The organism is Solibacillus ferritrahens (assembly GCF_037027585.1).
Taxonomy (GTDB): Bacteria; Bacillota; Bacilli; order Bacillales_A; family Planococcaceae; genus Solibacillus; species Solibacillus ferritrahens.
On the sequence record NZ_JAXCLE010000004.1, the window covers coordinates 111,118 to 137,743 of the forward strand.

At 39.5% G+C, this 26,626-nt stretch carries 21 protein-coding genes and 1 riboswitch; of the genes, 20 read left to right on the forward strand and 1 reads right to left on the reverse strand.

Annotation, left to right across the window (positions count from 1 at the left end):
• Positions 1-45 precede the first annotated feature (45 nt).
• The 16 genes from SNE38_RS05855 (at position 46) to SNE38_RS05930 (ending at position 22,180) form a co-directional block, all read left to right on the forward strand.
• A complete protein-coding gene (locus SNE38_RS05855; protein ID WP_191703239.1) occupies positions 46-489 on the forward strand; it encodes a DUF1934 domain-containing protein in 444 nt (147 codons plus the stop codon).
• The gene (gene argS, locus SNE38_RS05860; protein WP_191703238.1) at positions 486-2,153 is read left to right on the forward strand and encodes an arginine--tRNA ligase; all 1,668 of its coding nucleotides are present in this window, start codon (positions 486-488) and stop codon (positions 2,151-2,153) included. The genes SNE38_RS05855 and argS overlap by 4 nt, the downstream gene beginning before the upstream one ends.
• Positions 2,154-2,392: 239 nt before the next feature.
• Entirely contained in the window at positions 2,393-3,562 is a 1,170-nt protein-coding gene (locus tag SNE38_RS05865) for an acyl-CoA dehydrogenase family protein (RefSeq protein WP_336046094.1), read from the forward strand.
• A 118-nt stretch (positions 3,563-3,680) separates the two neighbouring features.
• A riboswitch (cobalamin riboswitch) is annotated at positions 3,681-3,872 on the forward strand.
• A gap of 140 nt (positions 3,873-4,012) precedes the next feature.
• The gene (locus SNE38_RS05870) at positions 4,013-4,969 is read left to right on the forward strand and encodes an ABC transporter substrate-binding protein (RefSeq protein WP_336046095.1); all 957 of its coding nucleotides are present in this window, start codon (positions 4,013-4,015) and stop codon (positions 4,967-4,969) included.
• Entirely contained in the window at positions 4,953-5,960 is a 1,008-nt protein-coding gene (locus tag SNE38_RS05875) for a FecCD family ABC transporter permease (protein ID WP_191703235.1), read from the forward strand. Before SNE38_RS05870 ends, SNE38_RS05875 begins: the two co-directional genes overlap by 17 nt.
• Positions 5,960-7,426, forward strand: a complete 1,467-nt coding sequence (locus tag SNE38_RS05880; protein ID WP_336046096.1) for an adenosylcobinamide amidohydrolase — start codon at positions 5,960-5,962, stop codon at positions 7,424-7,426. The genes SNE38_RS05875 and SNE38_RS05880 overlap by 1 nt, the downstream gene beginning before the upstream one ends.
• A 30-nt stretch (positions 7,427-7,456) precedes the next feature.
• Positions 7,457-8,017: a cob(I)yrinic acid a,c-diamide adenosyltransferase gene (locus tag SNE38_RS05885; protein ID WP_191703233.1), complete on the forward strand. Its 561-nt coding sequence runs from the start codon at positions 7,457-7,459 to the stop codon at positions 8,015-8,017.
• 196 nt (positions 8,018-8,213) lie between these two features.
• Complete coding sequence (locus SNE38_RS05890) at positions 8,214-10,568, forward strand: (Fe-S)-binding protein (RefSeq protein WP_191703232.1); 2,355 nt, start codon at positions 8,214-8,216, stop codon at positions 10,566-10,568.
• 291 nt (positions 10,569-10,859) lie between these two features.
• Complete coding sequence (locus tag SNE38_RS05895; protein ID WP_191703338.1) at positions 10,860-12,050, forward strand: acetyl-CoA C-acetyltransferase; 1,191 nt, start codon at positions 10,860-10,862, stop codon at positions 12,048-12,050.
• A 13-nt stretch (positions 12,051-12,063) separates the two neighbouring features.
• Positions 12,064-12,918 carry a 3-hydroxybutyryl-CoA dehydrogenase gene (locus tag SNE38_RS05900; protein ID WP_336046097.1) on the forward strand — a complete coding sequence of 285 codons (855 nt, stop codon included), beginning with the start codon at positions 12,064-12,066 and terminating at the stop codon, positions 12,916-12,918.
• A gap of 9 nt (positions 12,919-12,927) precedes the next feature.
• Positions 12,928-14,064 carry an acyl-CoA dehydrogenase gene (locus SNE38_RS05905; protein WP_191703230.1) on the forward strand — a complete coding sequence of 379 codons (1,137 nt, stop codon included), beginning with the start codon at positions 12,928-12,930 and terminating at the stop codon, positions 14,062-14,064.
• 168 nt (positions 14,065-14,232) lie between these two features.
• Positions 14,233-15,369, forward strand: coding sequence for an acyl-CoA dehydrogenase (locus SNE38_RS05910; RefSeq protein ID WP_191703229.1), 1,137 nt, complete (start codon positions 14,233-14,235; stop codon positions 15,367-15,369).
• Between the two features lie 3 nt (positions 15,370-15,372).
• Entirely contained in the window at positions 15,373-16,008 is a 636-nt protein-coding gene (locus SNE38_RS05915; RefSeq protein ID WP_191703228.1) for a TetR/AcrR family transcriptional regulator, read from the forward strand.
• A gap of 93 nt (positions 16,009-16,101) precedes the next feature.
• On the forward strand, positions 16,102-19,344 hold the full coding sequence (icmF, locus tag SNE38_RS05920; protein WP_336046098.1) for a fused isobutyryl-CoA mutase/GTPase IcmF: 3,243 nt from the start codon (positions 16,102-16,104) through the stop codon (positions 19,342-19,344).
• Positions 19,345-19,757: 413 nt separating this feature from the next.
• Positions 19,758-20,336: a DNA-directed RNA polymerase subunit delta gene (gene rpoE, locus SNE38_RS05925; protein WP_191703226.1), complete on the forward strand. Its 579-nt coding sequence runs from the start codon at positions 19,758-19,760 to the stop codon at positions 20,334-20,336.
• 239 nt (positions 20,337-20,575) lie between these two features.
• Complete coding sequence (locus tag SNE38_RS05930; RefSeq protein ID WP_191703225.1) at positions 20,576-22,180, forward strand: CTP synthase; 1,605 nt, start codon at positions 20,576-20,578, stop codon at positions 22,178-22,180.
• Positions 22,181-22,278: 98 nt separating this feature from the next.
• Here SNE38_RS05930 and SNE38_RS05935 read toward each other — a convergent pair whose 3' ends face one another.
• A complete protein-coding gene (locus SNE38_RS05935) occupies positions 22,279-22,842 on the reverse strand; it encodes a DUF2529 family protein (RefSeq protein ID WP_191703224.1) in 564 nt (187 codons plus the stop codon).
• A 135-nt stretch (positions 22,843-22,977) separates the two neighbouring features.
• On the opposite strand from SNE38_RS05935, the gene SNE38_RS05940 reads away from it, so the two are divergent.
• From SNE38_RS05940 to SNE38_RS05955, 4 genes are all read left to right on the forward strand, one after another.
• A complete protein-coding gene (locus SNE38_RS05940; protein ID WP_318247678.1) occupies positions 22,978-23,349 on the forward strand; it encodes a response regulator in 372 nt (123 codons plus the stop codon).
• 186 nt (positions 23,350-23,535) lie between these two features.
• On the forward strand, positions 23,536-24,390 hold the full coding sequence (locus SNE38_RS05945) for a class II fructose-bisphosphate aldolase (RefSeq protein WP_336046099.1): 855 nt from the start codon (positions 23,536-23,538) through the stop codon (positions 24,388-24,390).
• A 138-nt stretch (positions 24,391-24,528) separates the two neighbouring features.
• Positions 24,529-25,179 (forward strand): fructose-6-phosphate aldolase, encoded by a 651-nt coding sequence (gene fsa, locus SNE38_RS05950; RefSeq protein WP_191700789.1) that lies wholly within the window; start codon positions 24,529-24,531, stop codon positions 25,177-25,179.
• A 64-nt stretch (positions 25,180-25,243) separates the two neighbouring features.
• Entirely contained in the window at positions 25,244-26,521 is a 1,278-nt protein-coding gene (locus SNE38_RS05955) for a UDP-N-acetylglucosamine 1-carboxyvinyltransferase (protein WP_191703221.1), read from the forward strand.
• The last annotated feature ends 105 nt before the right edge of the window (positions 26,522-26,626 follow it).

The window sequence follows — 26,626 nt, forward strand, 5'->3', positions numbered from 1 at the left end:
TATAATAAAAAGGTTATAGAAATATATGTATAGGAGCTGACTGCTGTGGCGAACGAGAATGGGAAAACAGTCAAAATTAAGCTAATTTCCTCCATCATTCCTACCGAGGGCGAGCTTGAAAAATACGAAATGTGGCTGGAAGGCAACTGTGTAGAAAAAGGCGCTAATCATTATTTACGCTATGAGGAAATTCAGGAAGACGCACGAATTCAAACGACAATAAAGCTAAATGAAGCGAAAGCCTTTATAATGCGAAGCGGTGGTGTCAACATGCGTCTCCCTTTAAATCCAGGCTTACGGGAAAATGGGCATTATGAAAGTCCATTCGGATCATTGCCAATCGTTACCGATACACATCAGTTAGCCATTGAAGTAACACAAAACGAAAAAGTATCAGGGCGTTTTAAAACGCAATATGATCTTATAATAGGCGGCAATTCTGTCGGACAATACACATTGGAAATTCAATTTACGGAGGTATATTCATGAACGCAGTAGAACAATTACAGCAATCGATTAAAGACACTTTAAAAGCGGCAATCAATCAGGCCGGCCTAGTCGAAGCTGACACAGAAGTAAATATTCACCTGGAAACACCAAAGGACAAAGCAAACGGTGATTTTGCCACAAACGTAGCGATGCAATTAACTAAACTGGCGAAAAAGCCGCCGCGTGCCATTGCAGAAAGCATTTTAGAGAATGTAAATACAGAAGGGACAGATATCGAAAAAATCGAAATCGCAGGTCCTGGCTTCTTAAACATTACAGTTCGTAAAGACTTTTTGGCAGGTGTAGTAAAAGCAGCATTCGAACAAGGTGAAAATTACGGTCGTTCTACTGCTGGTGCTGGTGAAAAAGTACAAGTCGAGTTCGTATCGGCGAATCCAACAGGCGACTTACACTTAGGACATGCCCGCGGTGCTTCTGTTGGGGATTCTTTATGTAACGTTATGGATTTTGCCGGTTTTGATGTATCTCGCGAATACTACATTAATGATGCAGGTAACCAAATCAACAACTTAGCGTACTCATTAGAGGCACGCTATAAACAGGCTTTAGGCATGGATGCTGAGATGCCGGAAGATGGCTATCACGGTCCAGATATAATCGCTATCGCTGGGAAATTAGCTGAAGAATTTGGTGCTTCGATTTTAGACAAAACTGAAGAAGAACGCTTCAAATTTTTCCGTGAGCATGGCCTAAAACTGGAATTAGCAAAATTACAAAATGACTTGAAAAACTTCCGTGTTGAATTTGATGTATGGTATTCAGAAACATCTTTATATGAAAACGGTAAAATCGATGTTGCATTAGAGAAATTAAAATCAAATGGCCATGTATTTGATGAAGAGGGAGCAACTTGGTTCCGTTCAACAACATTTGGAGATGACAAGGATCGAGTGTTAATTAAAAACGATGGTTCATTCACATATTTAACTCCGGATATTGCTTACCATGAAGATAAATTACGTCGCGGATTTGATAAATTAATCAATATTTGGGGTGCTGACCACCATGGCTATATCCCACGTATGAAAGCGGCTATTGAAGCACTTGGCTATGAGCGTGAAACATTGGAAGTCGAAGTAATTCAAATGGTTCAGCTTTACAAGAACGGCGAGAAATTCAAAATGAGTAAGCGTACAGGTAATGCTGTAACAATGCGTGAGTTAGTGGAAGAAGTAGGTCTGGATGCAGTACGTTATTTCTTCGTGAAAACTGCAGGAGATTCTCACATGGACTTCGATTTAGATTTAGCAGTATCACAATCGAATGAAAACCCAGTGTATTATGCGCAGTATGCACATGCACGTATTTCATCAATTTTACGTGCAGCAAGCGAGCAAGGTTTTGAAGCATCATTGGAAAACCTGAACTTACTTGTAGCAGAAAAAGAAGAAGATGTTCTGAAAAAGGTAGGTGCATTCCCGCAAATCGTGGCAGATGCAGCGAAACACCGTACACCGCACCGTATCGCGAACTATATCCAGGACTTAGCAGCAGCATTCCATAGCTTCTACAATGCAGAAAAAGTTTTAAACCAAGATAATAAAGAGCTAACTGAAGCTCGTTTAGCATTAATTACAGCAGTAAAAACAACTTTAGCCAATGCATTGAAACTAATTGGAGTAAGTGCACCTGAGAAAATGTAATTTATATTTCAAAACACCCTATTTCCTTTATGCGGAAAATAGGGTGTTTTTTCATTAGCTTGAATATATTCTCCTTTCTCCCGCAATCGTTCCACTTTAGACTTGCAATGCCACCTCTATGAAGTAAGTGAATCCCTACAAAGAAGCTAGGGATATCTATTGACTTGTAAATTTCTGAAACGTACTATTAATTTAACGAAATAACGATGCATGACAACAAACACGAGGTGGTGCTTTTCATGAGCAAGGAATTATTTATTCAAACAGACGAGCAGCGACAATGGTTGGAAAAACTCGAAACAATTTCAGAGAGCGTGAAACAACTCGCCCAACAAACAGATGAACAAGCGACATTTCCATTTGAAAATTTCCGGAAACTGCGGGAAATCGGTTATACAAAAATAACGTTGCCAAAAGAATACGGTGGGGATGGCCTCACATTATATGATGCGATCTTACTTCATGAAACTTTGGCAAGCTATTGCGGTAGCACGGGGCTAGCTGTATCATGGACAATTCAAAATGTAGGCGAAATTTTTGAGAATCGTTACTGGAATCCACAAAAGCTCGACTGGTTTGGAGGAGAAATCGCAAATGGTGCAACAGTAAATCGTGCGGTAAGCGAGTTTGCGATGGGGAGCCCAGTGCGCGGCGGACGTCCGGCGACATCGGCAAAACGTGATGGCAACCATTATATAATTACCGGGCGTAAAAACTATACGAGCGGTGCACCCGATCTAGATTACTTTTTAGTATCAGCTTGGATCGAAGACGAGGACCAGTTAGGATTTTTCCTTGTTCCGAAAACGGTGCAAGGAGTATCGGTGGAAAATACATGGGATGTGGCGTCGATGCGCGGTACAGGAAGCGATGATTTAGTGCTGGACAATGTACGCATTGATCAAACGAACTTAGTGGAAATTCCAAACTATACAACTGGCTTTAAGTTGAACGGTTGGTTGCTCCTCATCCCAGCGACTTATTTAGGGATTGCACAGGCTGCAAGGGATTATGCGGTAGATTTTGCAAATAGCCATTCACCGAATAGTATTAAAGGGACAATTGCCCAGCTGCCTAATATACAAACACTGATTGGAGAAATGGATTTAGCATTGACGAACGCACGCTTTACCATTTACGGAGTAGCCGGGTTATACAATGACCCAACAAAAAAGAAGACACTTATAAATGAAATCAATATTGCCAAACATGTTGTGACAAATACAGCGATTGAAGTCGTTGATAAAGCGATGCGTTTAGTCGGAGCAAAGAGCTTGCAACGATCCAACCCACTTCAACGCTATTACCGTGATGTTCGTGCAGGCTTACACAATCCGCCAATGGATGATATTACGATAAAGCGTTTAGCGGAGACAGCAATTGAAAACAATTTAAAAGCTAAAGAGTAACCTGTTCTTTTATTACACCACACGTGGTCCGATTTCAATCAGATTAAAACAAATTATCTGAAACTTTGGCGGATTTTGCATACAATAAATGAAATATCCGCTATAATAATATTATTAATTAAATATGTACTATAAAGGTTCTTACTATATCCAATTAAAGTAAGAAGTAAAAGGGAAATCGGTTCAACTCCGATGCGGTCCCGCCACTGTAATTGCTAGTTTTGAGCTATATGCCACTGAAATTTTTGGGAAGGCAGCTCATAAACGCTAACGCATAAGCCAGGAGACCTGCCTTTATAATGCCCAATTAATGCCTACGCGGATAGGATGCGGTAAATGAATTTTTTATTTGAATTTATTTGCTTACATAAAGCTTCCTATTTTGTAGGAGGCTTTTTATTTTTGTGTAAAATTACAGGTTAGAACAATTTTAGGAGGAATTAATTACATATGAAAACTTGGCAACGACTTTCTTCAACAGGAATCTTCTCCATTATGCTTCTTGCAGGATGTGGAGTAGAAGAAACAGCAGTTGAAAAAGATACAGCACAACAATCGACAAAAGCGGCTGAGGAACAAGCGCAGTTTCCTGTAACGGTAACTGATGCTTTAAACAAAGAAGTGACAGTGGAAAAAGCACCTGAACGCATTATTTCCCTCATTCCGTCCAATACAGAAATATTATTTGGCTTAGGCTTAAATGAACAAATTATTGGAGTATCCGATAATGATAATTACCCGGAAGAAGCTCAGACAAAAGAAAAAGTCGGTGGAATGGAATTTAACTTGGAACAATTGATTGCATTGCAGCCAGATCTAGTAGTAGCTCATGAATCAGGTCTTTATAGCTTTAACGAAGAAGGTATTGCGCAACTTGAATCAGTGGGTATTCCTGTATTTGTAGTGAAAAATACTACAACATTTGAAGAAACATATACGACTATTGAACAAATTGGGCAATTAACAGGGAAAACCGCTGAGGCAACAGAGATGATTGCATCCATTCAAAAAGGAATTCAAGACATTGAAGTTAAAGTGGCTGATTTAGAAGAAAAATCTGTGTTTATCGTAGTGGGCACAGAGCCGGACTTATATGCAGCAGGACAGGAAACATTTATTAATGAAATGCTAGAAGTGTTAAATGTAGAAAATGCAGTACAAGAACTTGGGTGGCCGATGTATAGCTCTGAGCAATTTGTTGACAGTAATCCGGACGAAGTGATTGTAACATATGAAAATGACTATGATAGCATCGTAAATAATTCTGCCTATGCCGAAATGGATGCAATTAAAAATGGCAATGTTCATGTAGTGGATGGGGATACGACGAGTCGCCAAGGTCCACGTATTGTAGAAGGTATTGAATCACTAGGTGAGGCAATTTATCCAGATGTATTTAAAGAATAGTAAGTATATATATGCTTATATTGCTTCCATTGCATTGCTTCTTTGCAGTTTGTGGATTGGGGTATCATTTGGAACGGTTAATATCCCGATTTCGACATTGTGGGATAAAGCGACAGATCCGATTGCTTATAGTATACTTTGGAAAATTCGAATGCCACGCGTAATTTTAGCCGCAATTGTTGGTGCATCACTTGCGATTGCAGGTGCGGCTTTTCAGGGGCTCTTAAAAAATCCATTGGCCGATCCGTATACGCTAGGGATTTCATCAGGTGCATCAGTCGGAGCAGTTATGACGATTTTTTTAGGTATCTCGATTCCTGTTCTTGGTGCATTTACATTACCTGTATTTAGTATGGCAGGTGCCGCATTTACAATGGTCATAGTATTATCATTTGCCCGACTTGTGGATCGTTCTATGAAAATGGAAACGTTAATCTTAACAGGAATTATATTTAGCTCGTTTTTAGGTTCATGTATCTCATTAATGGTTGCTTTAACGGGGGAAGAGCTTAGAGCTATTATTGGTTGGCTGCTTGGCAGTGTATCGATGCGCGGCTGGTCATATGTAAATATGGTTTTACCATTCATGATTATCGGTACGAGTATTATATGGTTCAACCGCCGTGAGCTGAATGCGATGATATACGGAGAGGAACGTGCCCAGTACTTAGGGGTAAATGTGAAGCGAAGTAAATATATGATTTTAGCAGGCGGCTCCATCTTAACAGGGTCTGCTGTAGCTGCATCCGGTACGATTGGTTTTGTCGGTTTAGTTGTCCCACACATGATTCGTCTATTAGTTGGAGCCGATCATCGACATTTACTGACATTATCCTTTTTAAATGGTGCCAGTCTACTCGTCATTTGCGACTTAGTATCACGTACCATCATCTCACCTGTAGAGCTCCCAATTGGCGTGATTACGTCGTTTATTGGTGCACCGGTATTTGCCTATATTTTCTTTAAGCAACGTAGAAAGGTTGTTGCATAATGTTAAAAGTGAACGAATTGTCGGGTGGTTATGACGGGAAACAGATTGTGAAAAATATGACGTTTCACGTGGAAAAAGGTAAAATCCTCGGGATTCTTGGTCCGAACGGTAGTGGAAAATCGACATTATTAAAAATGATCAGTGGCGTTTTAAAACCTACACGGGGGGAAATCTTGATTGAAGATCGCCCGATTAATAGCTATGATATCAAACAGTTGGCAAAAAAGATGGCCGTTCTTCCTCAATTAAATGCAAGCGTATTTACGAACAGTGTATATGACGCTGTTTCATTGGGCAGATATCCACATCAAAGTGGCTTTTTTTCCACATGGTCAAAGGAAGATGAAAACCTAGTACAGCGTGCAATGGAAAGCACAGGTGTTTCACATTACAGAAATCAACATCTAGAGTTTCTGTCTGGTGGTGAGCAACAGCGTGTATTTATTGCACAGGCATTAGCTCAAGATTCGGAGCTGCTTCTTTTGGATGAGCCGACAAATCATTTGGACATTGCCCATCAGAAGCAAATTTTGGATATGATTCGGATGCAAGTCGAACTTAATGGGTTAACCGTTGTATCGATTTTCCATGACATTAATTTGGCGTCGCTATATTGTGATGAACTGCTTCTAATAGAAAATGGAGAAATACGCGCGTTTGGTGAGCCGCATGAAGTCATTATGCAAGATCAAATTGCTGATGTATACAAAGCACGTATTGTGACTTATCCACATCCGGAACTGCCAAAGCCGCAAATAACAATGTTGCCAACGAATGAATTAGAACGGAAAAAAGCGACTATTAATAAAAAAAATTTCATAATAACAGATGAATATGTTAAGTACAATTCTCCCTCCCCATTAAAAGTTATCTCTTCAGCAGTACATAACGCAGGAATGGGCTGGTACGATACATTTTTAAACCGGGCGATTGCTCCGGAATATGATATATACAATGTAAAAGAAGAAACAGAGCAATTTTTACGACACAACCGGTTTTCACCAACAAATACGGTCGTTATGTTAACAGCTGTGAAAACGAAATGTGCTGCCATTCAGCACTTTTCAAAAGGTAATGTTGAAATTAGTGTTATGGTAACAGCAGGGATAGGAAATGGTGTTGATGTCACAAAAGCTTATTTACGCGAAGACGAGCCGCATATCGGAACTATTAATACATGGGTTTTTATTAATGGTAAACTAACGGATGAAGCATTTATCCAAGCTATGATTACGGCAACTGAAGCGAAAACAAAAGCATTGGCAGATCAACAAATTAAAGACCCTTTAACAAACACAACGGCAACTAGTACCGCAACTGATAGCTTATTAATCGCCGCGACCCAGCAAGGTGAAGAAATGCCGTATGCAGGGCCAATTACTGAAGTTGGAAAATTAATCGGTCGCGCCGTTTTCGAAGTTACCGTGTCCGCAATAATAAAGTATAAAGAGCATACAATTCTTTAATGCAACGCTAAATCGAAAGGATGAAATTTGATGAAATTATACACAAAGTCAGGCGATAAAGGGAAGACAAGCATTATTGGAGGGCGTGTTGATAAAGATCATCTACGTGTAGAAGCTTATGGAACAATTGATGAATTGAATTCATTCATTGGTAAAGCAGTATCAGAACTGGATGCAAGTAAATTTCAGGATATTATTGAAGATTTAACAGCTATCCAGCATGAATTGTTCGATGGCGGTGGCGATTTGGCTAATGTTATGAAAGATCGCCACTATAAATTAGCAGAGGAACCTATCACAGTTTTGGAGAATCGGATTGATTTATTATCTGAAGAAGCACCTCCATTAAAACGTTTCATTTTACCAGGAGGTGCTCCTGCTGCTGCCACACTGCATATTGCTCGCACAGTAGCACGTCGCGCAGAACGACAAACCGTATCGTTAATGAAAGAAATTGAAGACGTTTCACCGGTCGTACAAAAGTATTTAAATCGCTTATCGGATTATCTATTTGCTGCAGCACGCGTAGTGAACTATCGCTTATCCATTAGGGATATTGAGTATATTCGTAGTGGTGACGTCTTTAAATAAAGCAGGAAAATGCTAGCTTAGACAATTAAATTGTCAGGCTAGCATTTTTTATATTTTGATTTAATTTTCAGAATTAATGATGAAATTTGTTGACTGAATGCTCATTCATAACTACAATGAGGTTAGAGATTAATAGGGTAATATAGTTTGTAAGAACAAAGGGGTTCGGAAACTTAGTATTCCAGGGGGGAAAAGTATGAATACATTTTTAATTATTAACTGGATTGCATTCATTGCTGTGCTACTTTATGCATTAGGGTTATTTGCATACTTATTGAAAACACGCTATGACTACATTCAGCTTGGTCGTAAAGAAGAGTTTAATCAAAAATTTTCTGAGCGCATGGAAGATATTATCGAGAAAGTATTCGGTCAATCCAAATTAATGAAAGACAAGAAGATGGGACTTGTACACGTTCTGTTTTTCTACGGATTTTTAATGGTTCAGTTTGGAGCAATTGACCTGATTTGGAAAGGGTTGGCACCGGGTTCGCATTTGCCATTAGGCGGCTTATACCCAGTATTTACATTTACACAGGAGCTTGTCGTACTAACGATTTTAATCGCAGTTGCAGTCGCATTTTACCGTCGTTATATGGAAAAGCTTGCTCGTTTAAAGCAAGGATTTAAAAACGGTTTAGTATACATGTTTTTAGCAATTTTAATGTTTGCCACACTATTTGGTAACGGTTTTTATTTAATTTGGCATGATCATGGCTTAACAGGCTCTGAACCTGTTGCTTCAGCTATTGCATGGGTATTCCAATGGATGAACCCAACAATTGCTGCCGTAATGTTCTTTGTAATGTGGTGGGCGCATTTATTAGCGCTATTAGCATTCCTTGTTTATATTCCACAAGGTAAGCACTTCCACTTAATTACGTCGATTTTAAATGTTTATTTCAATCGTCAAGACCGTATGGGTACATTACGTCCAATCGATTTTGCAGCTTTGGAAGAAGCGGAAGACGAGGAAAGTATGCCGCCGCTTGGAGTTGGTAAAATTCATGACTTCACGCAGAAGCAAATGCTCGATTTATATTCCTGTGTTGAATGTGGCCGCTGTACGAATATGTGTCCGGCAACAGGTACAGGAAAAATGCTGTCGCCAATGGATTTACTTGTAAAATTGCGTGATCACTTAACATTTACAGGGGCTGTTGAACTAAAGAAAAAGCCTTGGGTACCATTTTCTTTCTTCAACAATACACAAGGGAACCAATTAGCAATGGCAGCTGGTGCTGAAGGTGCGGTAATTGAAGATATTTATAGTCCATCATTAATTGGTGATGTTATTACAGAAGAGGAAATTTGGGCTTGTACAACATGCCGTAACTGTGAAGATCAATGTCCGGTAATGAATGAGCATGTGGATAAAATTATTGATTTACGCCGTTATTTAACAATGACAGAAGGTAAAGTAAACCCGGATGCACAGCGTGCGATGACTAATATCGAACGCCAAGGTAATCCATGGGGATTAAACCGTAAAGAGAAAGAAAACTGGAGAGAGCTGGACGAATCTGTTTATGTTCCAACAGTTAAAGAGCTAAAAAAATCAGGCGAAGAAATGGAATATTTATTCTGGGTAGGTTCGATGGGTTCATTTGACAACCGCTCACAAAAAATTGCATTAGCATTCGCAAAATTAATGAATAAGGCCGGCGTTAAGTTCGCTATTTTAGGTAATAAGGAAAAGAACTCTGGTGATACACCACGCCGTTTAGGAAATGAATTCCTGTTCCAAGAGCTGGCAACTGCAAATATTGATGAATTTGAAAAAAATGGTGTGACGAAAATTGTTACAATTGACCCGCACGCATACAATATTTTTAAAAATGAATATCAGGATTTCGGTTGGAAAGGTGAAGTACTTCACCATACAGAGCTTTTATACGATTTAATCCAAGAAGGTCGTTTAACGATGGACTACCGTGTGGATGAAACGATTGTATTCCATGATTCATGTTATTTAGGTCGCTACAATGATGTATATGATCCACCACGTGAAATTCTAAAAGGTATAGCAGGTGTTAAGCTGGTAGAAATGACACGTAATCGTCAGGATGGTATGTGTTGTGGTGCCGGTGGTGGCTTAATGTGGATGGAAGAGCATGTCGGAAACCGTATTAACGTAGCACGTACAGAGCAGGCTCTGGCAACACAGGCTTCTGTTATTTCCTCAGGATGTCCGTACTGTTTAACAATGCTTTCAGATGGTACAAAAGCAAAAGAAGTGGAAGAAACAGTGGGAACATTTGATATTGCGGAAATTTTAGAGCGAGCAGTATTCGGTACACCGCAAAAAGTTCAAGTACAAAAAGAGCAGGTAGAAGAAATCGAAGAAGAAACGATTTTAGAACCAGTGGAAGTTTCTGGAGAACAGACTAACGAAAATGTGCAGCAGACAGAACCTGCAGAAGTTGAAAAAGAAGCACCTCCTGTAGAACAATCATCGATTATTGAAGAGCAACAAGTCGCAACGGATGAAGATTTAGCACAGAGTCCTTCTGAGGAAAATGATGAACAGGATAAAGAAAATAAGAATTAAAGAGAAGAATATTTAAATTCAGTATATTTGAATAATTGTTGCAGTTTAGAAAACTATTTAATACAATGAAATTAAGTGAAGAAATGGGAGTAGCTATTACTCTCATTTTTTTCTAAATATTGATTGAGCGAGCGTTCAGTCAAATAAACCAAGAAATGATTTACACAGAGGGAAAGCAGCAAAATTGTTCTTTTTACCATTAAGTAAAGGGGTTACTTGAAGTTGGTGAAAAAGGCAAAATCTATTTCGGATTTTGCAAGATTAGCAGATTCAAACAAAGGGGTGTATGTATTGTCGAGAACAGTCATTTTAGACGGAGCACGGACGCCATTTGGTAAATTTGGTGGTGCATTAAGTTCATTAACAGCAAGTGATTTAGGTGGAATTGTGATTAAAGAGGCATTGGCAAAAGCGAATGTAGCAACAGATGCAGTAGACGAAGTAATTATTGGAACGGTGTTACAAGCAGGGCAAGGGCAAATCCCTTCACGACAAGCTGCAAACAAAGCCGGGATTCCATGGAATGTAAAAACAGAAACAATTAATAAAGTCTGTGCATCAGGAATGCGCAGTGTAACACTTGCCGATCAACTCATTCGATTAGGGGATGAAGAGGTGATCGTGGCTGGCGGAATGGAATCGATGTCAAACGCACCGTACTATATGCCAAAAGGGAGATTTGGCTTGCGTATGGGAGATGCAAGTTTAGTAGATGGCATGATTTATGATGGTCTGTCATGTGCATTTCATCCAAAACAAGTGCATATGGGCATTTACGGTAATGAAACAGCAAGTAAGTTTGAGGTTTCCCGTGAACAGCAGGATGCATGGGCAGCACGTAGCCACGAAAAAGCACTTGGAGCGATTGAATCAGGTAAATTTGCTGAAGAAATTGTAGGCGTAGAAATTCCACAAAGAAAAGGTGAGCCGCTTCGCATAGAAACAGATGAAGCACCGCGCTTAGGGACAACAATGGAAACGCTTGCAAAATTAAAGTCGGCATTTAGCAGCGATGGATCTATTACAGCGGGGAATGCACCGGGTGTAAATGACGGGGCATGTGCATTAGTACTTATGAGTGAAGAAAAAGCACAACAAGAAAACCGCCAGCCACTTGCAACAATCCTGGCACATGCAGAAGTGGGAGTAGCACCGGAAGATTTCCCTCAAACACCAGGACTTGTAATTAATCAATTACTTGAAAAGTCCGGTAAAACATTGGCAGACATTGATTTAATCGAAATTAATGAAGCATTCGCGGCAGTTGCGCTAGTTAGCAATCAAATTAGCGGTTTAGATGAGAATAAAGTGAATGTCAATGGTGGAGCAGTTGCATTGGGTCACCCAATTGGAGCAAGTGGTACCCGTATCATTTTAACACTCGCTTACGAATTGAAACGTCGTGGCGGTGGTTTAGGGATTGCGGCAATTTGTTCAGGCGGTGGCCAAGGTGACGCGGTATTAATCGAAGTAACAAACTAAGGGGATGAAATAAATGACGATTCAAAAAGTTATGGTCATAGGTGCAGGGCAAATGGGTTCCGGGATCGCACAAGTTTGTGCACAAGCAGGCTATGAAGTCATTTTAAATGATATGAAGGATGAGTTTTTCGAACGCGGTCTAAATACCATTACGAAAAACCTGACACGTGATGTAGAAAAAGGTCGGAAAACAGAAGAAGAAAAATCAGCTATATTAGCACGAATTACAAAATCTGTGGCCATTGAGGATGCAAAAAACGCAGACATTATTATTGAAGCGGCCGTTGAAAATATGGATATTAAACAATCAATTTTTAAACAGCTTGATGAAATTGCACCTAAGCATGCGATTTTAGCAACGAATACATCAAGTTTGCCAATTACAGAAATTGCGGCAGTGACTAAGCGTCCGGAACAAGTGATTGGCATGCACTTTATGAATCCTGTACCTGTCATGAAGCTTGTGGAAATTATTCGCGGTCTTGCAACAACAGATGCAGTATATGAAACGGTTGCCGATATGACAAAGCAGCTTGGTAAAACAGGTGTAGAAGTAAATGACTTCCCAGGCTTTATTTCGAATCGTATTTTACTACCAATGATCAATGAAGCGATTTATGCATTGTATGAAGGGGTAGCAACGAAAGAAGCGATTGATGATGTGATGAAGATGGGGATGAATCATCCGATGGGTCCACTCACATTAGCTGATTTTATCGGGCTAGATACATGCTTATCGATTATGGAAATTTTACATGAGGGACTTGGGGATGGTAAGTATCGCCCTTGTCCATTATTACGCAAATATGTGGCAGCCGGCTGGTTAGGCAAAAAGAGCGGCCGAGGTTTCTACATATACGAAAGCTGAGGGACTCCTATGAATCTACAATTTACTGATGAGCAGATAATGATGCGTAACATGGTACGTGATTTTGCCAAAACTGAAATCGAGCCATTTATCGAGCAAATGGAAGCGGGCGAATTCCCCAGGCATTTACTAACGAAAATGGGGGAGCTAGGACTGATGGGCATTACAGCACCTGCTGAATACGGCGGGGCGGAAATGGATTTCACATCTTATATTATTGCTATCCATGAGCTATCGAAAGTAAGTGCAGTGATGGGTGTTATTTTATCAGTCCATACATCTGTTGGCACAAATCCGATTTTGTATTTCGGCAATGATGAACAAAAGAAACAGTATGTACCGAAGCTTGCAAGTGGTGAATATATCGGAGCCTTTTGTTTAACGGAACCAAGTGCAGGAAGTGATGCAGGGTCTTTAAAAACACGGGCAGTTCGAGATGGAGAGCATTATGTTTTGGATGGTGCAAAAGTATTCATTACTAATGGCGGGGAAGCAGATGTCTATATCGTATTTGCTTCTACAAATCCTGAAGCGGGATCACGCGGGATTTCGGCATTTATTGTAGAAAAGAATACACCGGGCCTAATTATCGGCAAAGATGAACGCAAAATGGGACTGCATGGCTCCCGTACAGTACAGCTAACATTTGAAAACATGCGTATTCCTGCACAAAATCTTCTCGGGCAGGAAGGGGAAGGCTTTAAAATCGCAATGGCCAATTTAGATGTAGGTCGAATCGGCATTGCAGCCCAAAGCTTAGGCATTGCCGAAGCTGCGTTGGAAGCTGCGACAAATTATGCAAAAGAGCGCATTCAATTTGGAAAACCGATAGCCCAGCAGCAAGGAGTCGGCTTTAAGCTTGCTGATATGGCCACAGCAGTTGAAGCGGCAAAGCTACTCGTTTACCGGGCTGCAAACTTACGAAGTGAAGGGTTATCATGCGGAAAGGAAGCGTCAATGGCAAAATTATTCGCTTCTCAAACAGCAATGGATACAGCAATCGAAGCGGTACAGATTTTTGGTGGCTATGGCTATACAGAAGAATACCCAGTAGAACGCTATTTCCGCGACGCAAAAGTAACACAAATTTATGAAGGCACAAGCGAAATCCAACGCATCGTTATTAGTAAGCATGTGATTGGGTAGATATTTTTGATAAGTAGTAAGGTTGCTTCTGCGGTGGTAGCAATAAGTTGCCACCATCCTTGGTGCAAAGAACTAGAGACAAACTAGTTTATCTCTAGTTGTTGTCCGCGGAAAGCGTAACCGTAACGGAAATCAACAGTTAATCTAATTTAAAGGGGATATGGGGAAATGAACTTTCAATTATCAGAAGAACACCAACAATTACGCGAAATGATTCGCGACTTTGCAATTAATGAAGTGGCACCAACAGCTGAGCACCGTGATGAACATGAGGAATTTGACCGCGGCATTTTCGACAAAATGGCAGAGCTAGGCTTAACGGGGATTCCATGGCCGGAAGAATACGGTGGTGCAGGCTTTGATTATTTAGCGTACTGTATCGCAGTAGAGGAACTGTCACGAGTATGTGCCTCAACAGGGGTAACATTATCGGCGCATACATCACTAGCAGGCTGGCCGATTTTCAAATTCGGCAATGAAGAGCAAAAGCAAAAGTATTTACGTCCAATGGCAGAAGGTAAAAAAATAGGTGCTTACGGCTTAACAGAGCCAGCATCAGGTTCAGATGCTGGCGGGATGAAGACATACGCGGTAAAAGACGGCGATGACTACATTTTAAATGGCTCAAAAATCTTTATTACAAATGGTGGCATTGCAGATATTTATGTTGTGTTTGCAGTAACAGATCCAGAGGCGAAAAACGGTACAACTGCCTTTATCGTTGAAGCGGATTACCCAGGGTTTTCTGTAGGGAAAAAGGAGAGAAAACTAGGAATTCGTTCATCTCCAACAACGGAAATTATTTTCGATAATTGCCGTGTGCCAAAAGCAAATGTTTTAGGTGAAGAAGGTGAAGGCTTTAAAATTGCCATGAAAACACTTGATGGGGGACGTAACGGAATTGCTGCACAGGCAGTAGGAATTGCCCAGGGTGCATTGGATGCAGCGGTTGACTATGCAAAAGAGCGTGTCCAATTCGGAAAACCAATTACAGCAAACCAAGGTATCTCGTTTAAACTTGCGGATATGGCAACAGAAATCGAAGCTTCACGTTTATTGACGTACCAAGCAGCATGGTTAGAATCAAATGATTTACCATACGGAAAAGCATCTGCAATGGCCAAACTACTTGCCGGAGATACAGCGATGAAGGTAACGACAGAAGCTGTACAGGTTTTCGGTGGCTACGGCTATACGAAAGACTATCCGGTAGAGCGCTATATGCGTGATGCGAAAATTACGCAAATTTATGAGGGCACACAAGAGATTCAACGCCTCGTAATTTCGCGTATGATTACGAAATAATCTATGGCGAATAATGATAAGCTGCATGTCCGATCGTCAATAAAGGATGAAAATAAAATTATAGAGCGGCGCCAGCAAATTATTGATGCAGGTGTGAAGCTCTTTAAGGAAAAAGGCTTCCACCGTGCAACAACACGAGAACTTGCAAAGGCTGCCGGATTTTCAATTGGGACATTGTATGAATATATTCGCACTAAGGAAGATGTTTTATTTTTAGTATGTGACAATATCTTCAATGAAGTGACAGAATGCTTATTGGAATTTCCCTCTGAAATAGGTTCGGTGGCAAGTTTGGAAAAAGCAATCCGTCAATATTATTTGCTCATTGATAAAATGCCTGAAGAGTTTACGATTATGTACCAGGAAACGAAGTCACTGCCGAAAGAAGCAATGCATTATATTCTCGACAAGGAGATGGAAATGGTCGCGATTTTTGAGCGTATACTAAAAGATTGTGTCGACTCTGGTAATTTATCTTTATCAAACGCTGCCATCTATTTGGCAGCGCATCAAATTGTCGTTCAGGGGCAAAGTTGGGCATTCCGTAAATGGGCATTGCAAAAACGCTATACAATTGAGGAATATATTAAATTGCAAACAACAATGTTTTTACAAGGCATTATGCAGTTTGAAAAATAAGAAAGGAAAAAACGCCATGTAGAGCAACTATTTTAGGGAGTTTGCTTTGTATGGTGTTTTTTCACTATTTCACTATAACAAAGGGGTAATAAAATGGGGAAAATTGAAGTATACAAACCAAAAAATTATATTCGCTTCGTTACAGCATCTAGTCTTTTTGATGGTCATGATGCTTCGATTAATATTATGCGCCGAATTTTACAATCAAGTGGTGCGGAAGTAATTCACTTAGGTCACAACCGTTCAGTAGAGGAAGTTGTTAACGCTGCGATACAGGAAGATGCACAAGGGATAGCGATCTCATCATACCAAGGCGGGCATATGGAATATTTTAAATATATGTATGACCTACTGCGCGAAAAAGGTGCACCACATATTAAGATTTTTGGCGGTGGTGGGGGAGTTATTTTACCGCGTGAAATCAAAGAGCTTCATGAGTACGGAATTGCTGGTATTTTCTCACCGGAGGATGGCCGTCAATTAGGCTTACAAGGAATGATTAATAAAAAGTTGCAAGGCGCGGACTTTTCTACATTAAAGGGAAATTATAAAGAACTTTTAGAAAAGCTGTCGACAAATACACCAGAAATTTTGGCTAATTTAATTACAGCTGCTGAAAATGGTGATGGAGCGGAGATTGAGTCAATGCTGCAGCTTGTGCGCAGCAAGGATTTAAATACACCGGTTATTGGGATTACCGGTACTGGCGGAGCTGGGAAATCTTCGTTAACAGATGAACTAATTCGACGTTTCCTGCAAGAGTTTCCAGATAAAAAGCTGGCTATTATATCAGTCGATCCAACAAAACAAAAAACAGGTGGTGCATTGCTTGGTGACCGTATTCGCATGAATGCCATCTTTAATAATCGCGTTTATATGCGTAGTTTGGCAACACGTGGCTCACATACAGAATTATCAAGCTCAATTGGCGATGTACTCGATGTTGTGCGTGCAGCAGGATTTGACTTAATTCTTGTAGAAACAAGTGGCATTGGGCAAGGGGACGCAGAGATCACAAAATACACAGATCTTTCGATGTATGTAATGACAAGTGAATTTGGTGCTCCAACACAGCTAGAAAAAATCGACATGATTGACTATGCGGATTTAATTGCGATCAATAAATTCGAGCGAAAAGGCTCAGAGGATGCATTGCGCCAAGTCCAAAAACAATTCCAACGTTCACGTGAGCTATGGGAAGAGCCGATTGAGCAAATGCCGGTATTCGGGACGATTGCCTCACAGTTTAACGATTTAGGAACGAACTCATTGTTTGCAGCACTCGTTTCAAAAATTAATGAAAAGTTCGGCTACAATTGGGAAACTTCTTATGAGCAATTTGTGAAAACACAAAAGCAAAATATCGTTATTCCAAATGATCGCCGCTACTACTTACGCGAAATTTCGGAAACAGTGCGCAACTATCATAAGCATGCAGAGCAACAGACAAACCTCGCAACGAAATGGTATCAGCTTGAAGGAACAAAAGCGTTGCTAAATGAAAATGAAACAGCATTAATTTTGTCGATTGATTCTTTATTGGAAGGGGTACAAAATGAACTGACAGCAGAATCAAAGCGTATTCTAAAAAATTGGCAAACATTAAAAGAAGCGTATGCGGGTGATGAGCTAATTACAAAAGTGCGCGATAAAGAAATTAAAACCATTTTACGAACAGAGTCTTTGGCTGGCTTGAAAATTCCAAAAGTAGCATTACCGGGCTATAAAGATTACGGTGAAATTTTACGCTGGGTTTATAAAGAAAATGTACCAGGGGAATTCCCGTATACAGCAGGGGTGTTTCCATTCAAACGAGAAGGAGAAGATCCGAAACGTCAATTTGCTGGCGAAGGGACACCAGAACGTACAAATAAACGGTTCCATTATTTATCGAAGGATGATGATGCAAAGCGCCTATCAACTGCATTTGACTCAGTAACTCTCTATGGGGAGGACCCTCATACACGTCCGGATATTTACGGGAAAGTTGGCGAATCAGGAGTAAGCATATGTACACTTGAAGATATGAAGAAGCTATATGCAGGATTTGACTTATGTGCACCTTCAACTTCTGTTTCGATGACAATTAATGGACCTGCACCGATTATTTTGGCAATGTTTATGAATACAGCAATAGATCAACAAGTACGTAAGCGCGAACAAGAGCTTGGCCGTACATTGACTATGGAAGAATTTACAGAAACAAGAGAACAAACGTTACAAGTTGTACGTGGTACGGTACAGGCGGATATATTAAAAGAAGATCAAGGGCAAAACACGTGTATTTTCTCAACAGAATTTGCTTTACGGATGATGGGTGATATTCAACAATATTTCATCGATCATAAAGTCCGCAACTACTATTCGGTTTCAATTTCGGGTTATCATATTGCTGAAGCAGGGGCAAATCCAATTTCGCAACTAGCATTTACACTTGCAAATGGCTTTACGTATGTAGAATATTATTTAAGTCGTGGTATGCATATTGACGATTTCGCACCTAACTTAAGCTTTTTCTTCTCGAATGGACTGGATCCTGAATATACTGTAATTGGTCGTGTAGCACGTCGAATCTGGGCAGTCGTTATGCGTGAAAAGTATGGTGCAAATGACCGCTCACAAAAACTGAAGTATCATATCCAAACATCCGGTCGTAGCCTACACGCACAAGAAATCGATTTCAATGATATTCGTACAACATTACAGGCATTAATGGCTTTACAAGATAATTGTAATTCATTGCATACGAATGCATACGATGAGGCAATAACTACTCCTACAGAAGAATCGGTACGTCGTGCAATGGCGATTCAAATGATTATTACAAAAGAGCATGGTCTATCGAAAAATGAGAACCCTTTACAAGGTGCTTTCGTTATTGAAGAGCTTACACAATTGGTGGAGCATGCGGTGCTGGAGGAGTTTGATCGCATGAATGATCGAGGTGGTGTTCTTGGTGCGATGGAAACGCAGTATCAGCGCGGAAAAATTCAGGAAGAATCCATGTACTACGAGCATTTAAAGCATTCAGGACAACTGCCGATTATTGGGGTGAATACGTACCTAAATCCAAATCCGCCTTCTGAGGATACAATCAATAATATGGAGATTGCACGTGCCTCAAAAGAGGAAAAGGATTTACAAATTGCTAACTTAGAAAGCTTTAAAGGTGCAAATACTCATATTTGTGCTGAAGCACTTAGTAAATTAAAGGAAGTCGCAAAAACGGGTGGCAATATTTTCGAAGAGCTTATGGAAACAGTAAAAGTAGCAAGCTTAGGGCAAATTACACAAGCTCTCTATGAAGTAGGAGGGCAATACCGACGCAATATGTAATAGAAAAAAGCAAAAAATCACTAATATTTTGCAAAAATTGCAAATAAATTAATTTGGCATACCACGGGGACAGTAAATTTCGTTATACTAGTAAACACATGATATTTTAAAGGAAGAAGGTGCGGCATGGTGCAGCAATATTTACATTACATTTTAATATTAGCATGCCTTATCGCAACCTTCTTTTTATACAACCAGCAATTAGCTGCAATTCCTTTACTGATATTATCATTCATTTTATTTTATGTAGCATATAAAAAAGCAACAAATTTAAAAAACAAGAAATGAAACTAGCATAGTGATGGCATGTTTGTATATAATGGGTATTATGCTTATCTTCATTCGGCCAATGTTTGAGTATGGTTGAATGAACATAGTGCCTGGATAAATAGATATGTAAGATAAGAAAGGACGTGCACGATTTGAACTTTCGTGGTTTGACAGATGAACAATTAGCAGAAGAGTCATTAATCGACTTAGCATACGCACTACTAGAAGAAAAAAAACAAGCAATGCCTTTAAATGAATTATTAAAAGGAATCCAACAATTAAATGGTATTTCCGATGCAGACTTAAAATCTCGTTTAGTGCAATTTTATACTGACTTAAATGTAGAAGGGCGTTTCTTATTAAACCAGGAAAATGGTTGGGGATTACGTGAATGGTATAAAGTAGAAACAATCGAGGAAGAAACTGCACCGACTATTAAGACGCGTAAAAAGAAAGCAAAAGTCGCGGATGACGAAGATGAAGAAGTACTTGACCTTGAAGAAGAGGATGTATTATTCGAGGAAGATTATGATGAATTCGTAGATGAAGAAGACGACGAAGATGAAGTAGAAGATGAAATCGACTTTGTAGAAGAAGACATCGAAGAAATTGATCCGGACATTGATGAAGAGCTTATCGATGAAGATGATACATTTATTATCGAAGATGACGACGAAGATGAATTGGATGAAGAACTGGAAGATGAAGAAGATTTAAAATAATTAGTGTTTCAATTGGAAAATTGAAAGTACTTGACTTCTTTTTCAGTTACGTATAATCTTTTACTTGGGCTCCTTTAAAAAGGAGATTGACCGTATAAGTAATACGCTCCCCCTGCAAACTGATGCAGGAGGAGCGTTTTTTATTTTTTCATGTGTATATTAGAAAAACATTCACTTACTTCTAGCAAGTAACAGGGTGTTTTTCTAATTTGTTTTAGAAAGAAGGAGGAAATTATTATATGACAAAGTATATATTTGTAACAGGTGGAGTAGTATCCTCTCTTGGTAAAGGGATCGTAGCCGCTTCTTTAGGACGTTTATTAAAAAACCGCGGTTTGGAAGTAACAATTCAAAAATTTGATCCGTATTTAAACATTGATCCAGGTACAATGAGCCCTTACCAGCACGGTGAAGTTTTCGTTACTGATGATGGCGCAGAGGCAGATTTAGACTTAGGACACTATGAGCGTTTTATTGATATTAATCTTGGGAAACACTCAACAGTAACTTCTGGTAAAGTGTATCAGTCTGTATTGAATAAAGAGCGCCGTGGTGATTACAACGGTGGTACAGTTCAAGTAATTCCTCACGTAACAAATGAAATTAAAGACCGTATTCAACGTGCAGGCCGTGAAACTTCAGCGGATGTCGTAATTACGGAAATTGGTGGTACAGTAGGTGACTTCGAATCTCTTTCTTTCCTAGAAGCCATTCGTCAAATGCGTCGTGACCTAGGTCATGAAAATGTTATGTATATCCACTGTACATTAATGCCTTACATCGCGGCTGCAGGAGAAATGAAAACAAAACCAACGCAGCACTCTGTAAAAGAGTTACGTTCATTAGGTATTCAGCCAAACATTATCGTTTTACGTACTGAACAGCCGGTACCTCAGGATATGAAAGAGAAAATCGCGCTATTCTGTGACGTGCAATCTTCTGATATTATCGAATCCCGTGATGCTGAACATTTATATGAAGTGCCACTAAACTTACATGCACAAGGATTCGACCAAATCGTTCTTGACCACTTCCGCATTAGCGCACCACAGGCAAATATGGAAGATTGGAAAGACCTTGTACATTTAGTGAAAAACCTGGAGCATAAAACACGTATCGCTTTAGTTGGTAAATATGTAGAGCTTCAAGATGCGTATATTTCAGTAGTAGAAGCATTAAAGCATGCAGGTTATGTTTACAATTCAGATATCGAAATTGACTGGATCAATGCTGAACATATTACAGCTGAAAACGTGGAGCAATTACTGGGACAAGCGGACGGCATTTTAGTGCCAGGTGGTTTCGGTGACCGCGGTGTTGAAGGAAAGATCGAATCTATTCGTTATGCTCGTGAAAATGACATCCCATTCTTCGGTATTTGTTTAGGAATGCAGATGGCTACTGTAGAATTTGCGCGTAATGTAATGGGCTTAGATGGTGCACATTCAACTGAATTGGATAAAACTACGAAGTACCCGATTATTGATTTCCTGCCAGATCAATCTGAGGATACAGATTTAGGCGGTACATTACGTCTTGGACTATATCCATGTAAATTAAAAGAAGGATCACGTGCACGCACGGCCTACAACGGTGAAGAGTTGGTGTATGAACGTCACCGTCACCGCTACGAGTTTAACAATGAATTCCGTGAAGCAATGGAAGCGGAAGGTATGGTATTCTCAGGCGTATCACCTGATAACAAGTTAGTAGAAATCATTGAATTACCAGAGAAAAAATTCTTTGTGGCTGGTCAATTCCACCCAGAATTAATTTCTCGTCCACAACGTCCACAGCCATTATTCCGTGAGTTTGTTGGAGCAGCGTTTAATAACCGAAAATAACAGTTCAGAAGCGTGTCCTATTTAAATGGGGCACGCTTTTTTTAAAAGTAAAAAACGATCCCTATACGTAGTGAAACGTAATAAGAATCGTTTATTAGTTAAGCAAAAGGAGAAATAGATTCCTCTTCTTCATCTTCGTCATCATCGACCAGCATTTCATCAAATTCCATTTTAATCGCCTCATAAATATATAAAGCAGCCATTAAATGAGGGAATACGATTCGCTCACCAAGATTGGTTGGATGGGGTAAAATTCCACCACGTACTTTTAATGAAATATAAGTATATGCAAGCTCGCTTAAAAGATTGCCAGTCTCAGCAACCTCACTTGCCACAGCTGCAAAGGGAATAAAGTTATCATGCAGTTTTTGCGCGAGCTTTAACGCTTGTTCATCCGTAGCGTGCTGCGTAAAAATAATGAGACGATCAGCAGGCAACAGCTCAACCTCATCCGTATAACGAGCAAATTTTGCAAAAGGACTGGCACCAAGCTCTGCATGGATTGTGACAGCTTCCATTTCACCAAAAGCAGCAAAGTAAATAGTTCCTTGCCCGATAGCTGCCTGTGCCAATAAACGGGCTGTTTCCTCAATAGGCTCTTCTTCGGACTGTTGAATGCGCTGAAATAGCCCTGTTAATTGAGTAGTTAAAATTTTAGACATAATTTCACCTCAAAGCTATTATAAAATTGTGCTCAAGAAAAAGCAAAATCGTATATACTTATTGTAAAAGAAGGAAAAAAAAGATAAAAATTGAATTTAGTAATATAAAATCAATATCGTAAATGGGGAATGACTATGAGGGAAATATTAATCGTAGATGATCAAAGAGGAATAAGGTTACTGTTAAATGAATTATTTAAAAAAGAAGGATTTATAACACATTTGGCTGCAAACGGTTATGATGCATTAAAAATAGCAGAGGAAAATGCAGTAGATTGCGTTTTGTTGGATATGAAAATCCCTGGAATGGATGGATTGGAAATATTAGCTCGTCTAAAAAGCAAAAATTCCTACTTACCGGTTATAATGATGACAGCGTACGTTGAACAACATATGATTGATACCGCAACAGAACTAGGTGTGACAAAGTACTTTTCTAAGCCATTCAATATATTTGAAATACGTGATGAAGTAAAAAAAATATTAAAGATTCACGAAAAAATATAAATGAACCCGTGAGCAGGCAGTAGCGCATACTGTCTGTTTTTGTTATGATTAATCTGAATGTTTTTATCAATTCATGTGAACTTGCATAGAATTGACAATAGAAAAATTACTTAAAAAAAGCATAATGCACAAACTACGTTTTTCTAGTAGCAAACTATTTATGTATCTTCGAGGAGGATTTTTATAATGCCGTTAGTTTCAATGAAAGAAATGTTAATTAAAGCAAAAGCAGAAGGTTATGCAGTTGGTCAGTTTAATATTAACAACCTGGAGTGGACACAAGCTATTCTACAGGCAGCAGAAGAAGAAAAGTCGCCGGTTATTTTAGGTGTTTCTGAAGGTGCCGGTAAATATATGGGTGGATTCATCACTGTTGTAAAAATGGTTGAGGGCTTAATGGAAAGCTATAAAACAACAGTTCCGGTTGCCATTCATTTAGACCATGGTTCGAGCTTTGATAAATGTAAAGAAGCAATCGATGCTGGCTTTACTTCTGTTATGATTGACGCTTCCCATCATCCATACGAAGAAAATGTAGAAACGACAAAAACAGTTGTTGAATATGCACATGCAAAAGGTGTTTCTGTAGAGGCTGAATTGGGTACTGTAGGTGGAGAAGAAGATGGTGTTATCGGTGGTATTATGTATGCAAATCCACAAGAGTGTAAAGCTTTAGTGGAAGCTACAGGAATTGATTGCCTGGCACCTGCACTAGGTTCAGTTCACGGTCCTTATAAAGGGGAACCAAACTTAGGTTTCACTGAAATGGAAGAAATTTCTACACTGACGGATGTACCTTTAGTTTTACATGGTGGTACTGGAATTCCAACAAAGGATATTCAACGTTCTATCTCTTTAGGTACAGCTAAAATTAACGTAAATACAGAAAATCAAATCGCGGCGACTAAAGTAATCCGTGAATTTTTGGATGGCGACAAGAAAACATATGACCCACGCAAATATTTAGGCCCGGCTCGTGAAGCGATTAAAGCAACAGTAATCGGAAAAATGCGTGAATTCGGTAGCGCGGGGAAAGCTTAACAAATAAATGATTCCACAAAAGAAATGGGCAATAGTAGCGCACTTTTCTTTGTGAACACTTGTTTTCAACTTCAAGCATCTCGTTCACAATTGGGCGGGATGTGTTTTTCTAAGTACACATAAATCGGAGGACATATAATGAAATTTTTTATTGATACAGCAAACTTTGACGAGATTAAAGAAGCATACTCTTGGGGGATTCTTTCAGGTGTAACAACGAACCCATCATTAGTAGCAAAAGAATCAGGTGTAAATTTCCACGATCGCTTACGTGAAATCGCGGAATTAGTAAACGGATCGGTGTCTGGTGAGGTTATCTCTTTAGACGCTGAAGGAATGATTCGTGAAGGGGAAGAATTAGCAGCGATTCATCCAAATATCACTGTAAAACTGCCGATGACTCCAGACGGTTTAAAAGCATGTAAACACTTCTCTGAAAAAGGGATTAAAACAAATGTGACATTAATTTTCTCTGCAAACCAAGCATTAATGGCCGCTCGTGCTGGCGCATCATATGTCTCTCCATTTTTAGGACGCTTAGATGATATTGGTCAAGACGGTGTTGAATTAATTCGTGAAATTGCTGAAATGTTTGCAATCCATGAGATTGATACTGAAATAATTGCTGCTTCTATTCGTCATCCACAACATATTACGCAAGCTGCATTGGCAGGTGCACATATTGCGACTACGCCATACAAAGTTTTACAGCAACTGTTTAACCATCCATTAACAGCCAAAGGAATTGAAGGATTTTTAGCGGATTGGGCAAAGCGTGAAGGGAAATAATAAGAATACTTCACAGCAATCTGGTTCATTGTGAAATTTGTCCAATTATAAGGGAGAACACAAAATGGATGTATTTAAAATTCAAGGCGGACGTCGACTAAAAGGGAAAATTACTGTTAGTGGTGCAAAAAATAGTGCAGTTGCTTTAATTCCTGCATCAATTTTGGCGGATTCTTCCGTTACAATTGGAGGAATTCCAGAGATTTCGGATGCGTGGACATTAAAAGCACTGTTGGAAGAAATCGGTGGCGAAGTAACGTTTGAAGATGGAAAGATGACAATCGATCCTTCAAAAATGGTAGCAATGCCACTTCCTAATGGCAATGTAAAAAAATTACGGGCATCCTACTATATGATGGGTGCAATGTTAGGACGTTTTAAGCAAGCTGTTATTGGTTTGCCAGGAGGCTGTTTTTTAGGCCCACGTCCAATTGATCAGCATATTAAGGGATTTGAAGCGTTAGGCGCAAAAGTGACAAATGAGCACGGTGCAATTTATTTGCGCGCGGATGAATTGATCGGTGCAAAAATTTATTTAGACGTGGCTAGTGTAGGGGCGACAATTAATATTATGCTGGCTGCAGTGCGGGCAAAAGGTAAAACTACTATTGAAAACGCTGCTAAAGAGCCTGAAATTATTGATGTTGCGACACTTTTAACTAATATGGGTGCCAATATTAAAGGTGCTGGAACGAGTGTTATACGTATTGAAGGCGTCGATGAGCTAAAAGGAACAAAACATACGATTATTCCAGATCGAATTGAAGCTGCAACATTTATGATAATGGCAGCGGCAATTGGTGATGGTGTAGTAATAGATAATGTTATTCCCCTGCATTTAGAGGCAGTGACAGCGAAGCTTCGTGAAATGGGCGTAATTGTGGAAGAAAACGAAGAAAGCATGTACATTCCAAAGCAAACGAATCTACAAGCAGTTGATGTTAAAACACTTGTATATCCAGGATTTCCAACTGATGTACAGCAACCATTATCTGTATTAATGACTCAGGCAGAAGGTACTTCAATGATAACGGACACAATTTATTCTGCACGCTTCAAACATATCGATGAATTACGTCGCATGAGTGCAAAAGCACGAGTAGAAGGAAATACAGCAATTATACAAGGACCTGTTTCTTTAGAAGGGTCGGCAGTAACAGCAACAGACCTGCGTGCAGGTGCAGCATTGGTTTTAGCCGGTTTAATTGCAAAAGGCGAGACAGAAATTCATGATATTCATCATATAGAGCGTGGGTATAGTTCATTAATTGAAAAGTTATGTGCATTAGGTGCAAATATCCGAAAAGAGTCATCTGTCATTAATACGAATAATAAAGCATAAAATTTGCCATAATTGATGAGCAAATTAGCGCACCTTTAAAATATGTTAAAATTAAATTCGAAAAAAATAGTAAGTAAATTATACAATTACAAAACAGCGGTTTTT

Excerpts from the sequence above, each read along its gene's own strand:
- argS (WP_191703238.1), top strand. The coding sequence starts at position 486 with ATGAACGCAGTAGAACAATTACAGCAATCGATTAAAGACACTTTAAAA.
- SNE38_RS05865 (WP_336046094.1), top strand. The coding sequence starts at position 2,393 with ATGAGCAAGGAATTATTTATTCAAACAGACGAGCAGCGACAATGGTTG.
- SNE38_RS05870 (WP_336046095.1), top strand. The coding sequence starts at position 4,013 with ATGAAAACTTGGCAACGACTTTCTTCAACAGGAATCTTCTCCATTATG.
- SNE38_RS05875 (WP_191703235.1), top strand. The coding sequence starts at position 4,953 with ATGTATTTAAAGAATAGTAAGTATATATATGCTTATATTGCTTCCATT.
- SNE38_RS05880 (WP_336046096.1), top strand. The coding sequence starts at position 5,960 with ATGTTAAAAGTGAACGAATTGTCGGGTGGTTATGACGGGAAACAGATT.
- SNE38_RS05885 (WP_191703233.1), top strand. The coding sequence starts at position 7,457 with ATGAAATTATACACAAAGTCAGGCGATAAAGGGAAGACAAGCATTATT.
- SNE38_RS05890 (WP_191703232.1), top strand. The coding sequence starts at position 8,214 with ATGAATACATTTTTAATTATTAACTGGATTGCATTCATTGCTGTGCTA.
- SNE38_RS05900 (WP_336046097.1), top strand. The coding sequence starts at position 12,064 with ATGACGATTCAAAAAGTTATGGTCATAGGTGCAGGGCAAATGGGTTCC.
- SNE38_RS05905 (WP_191703230.1), top strand. The coding sequence starts at position 12,928 with ATGAATCTACAATTTACTGATGAGCAGATAATGATGCGTAACATGGTA.
- SNE38_RS05910 (WP_191703229.1), top strand. The coding sequence starts at position 14,233 with ATGAACTTTCAATTATCAGAAGAACACCAACAATTACGCGAAATGATT.
- SNE38_RS05915 (WP_191703228.1), top strand. The coding sequence starts at position 15,373 with ATGGCGAATAATGATAAGCTGCATGTCCGATCGTCAATAAAGGATGAA.
- icmF (WP_336046098.1), top strand. The coding sequence starts at position 16,102 with ATGGGGAAAATTGAAGTATACAAACCAAAAAATTATATTCGCTTCGTT.
- SNE38_RS05930 (WP_191703225.1), top strand. The coding sequence starts at position 20,576 with ATGACAAAGTATATATTTGTAACAGGTGGAGTAGTATCCTCTCTTGGT.
- SNE38_RS05935 (WP_191703224.1), bottom strand. The coding sequence starts at position 22,842 with ATGTCTAAAATTTTAACTACTCAATTAACAGGGCTATTTCAGCGCATT.
- SNE38_RS05940 (WP_318247678.1), top strand. The coding sequence starts at position 22,978 with ATGAGGGAAATATTAATCGTAGATGATCAAAGAGGAATAAGGTTACTG.
- SNE38_RS05945 (WP_336046099.1), top strand. The coding sequence starts at position 23,536 with ATGCCGTTAGTTTCAATGAAAGAAATGTTAATTAAAGCAAAAGCAGAA.
- fsa (WP_191700789.1), top strand. The coding sequence starts at position 24,529 with ATGAAATTTTTTATTGATACAGCAAACTTTGACGAGATTAAAGAAGCA.
- SNE38_RS05955 (WP_191703221.1), top strand. The coding sequence starts at position 25,244 with ATGGATGTATTTAAAATTCAAGGCGGACGTCGACTAAAAGGGAAAATT.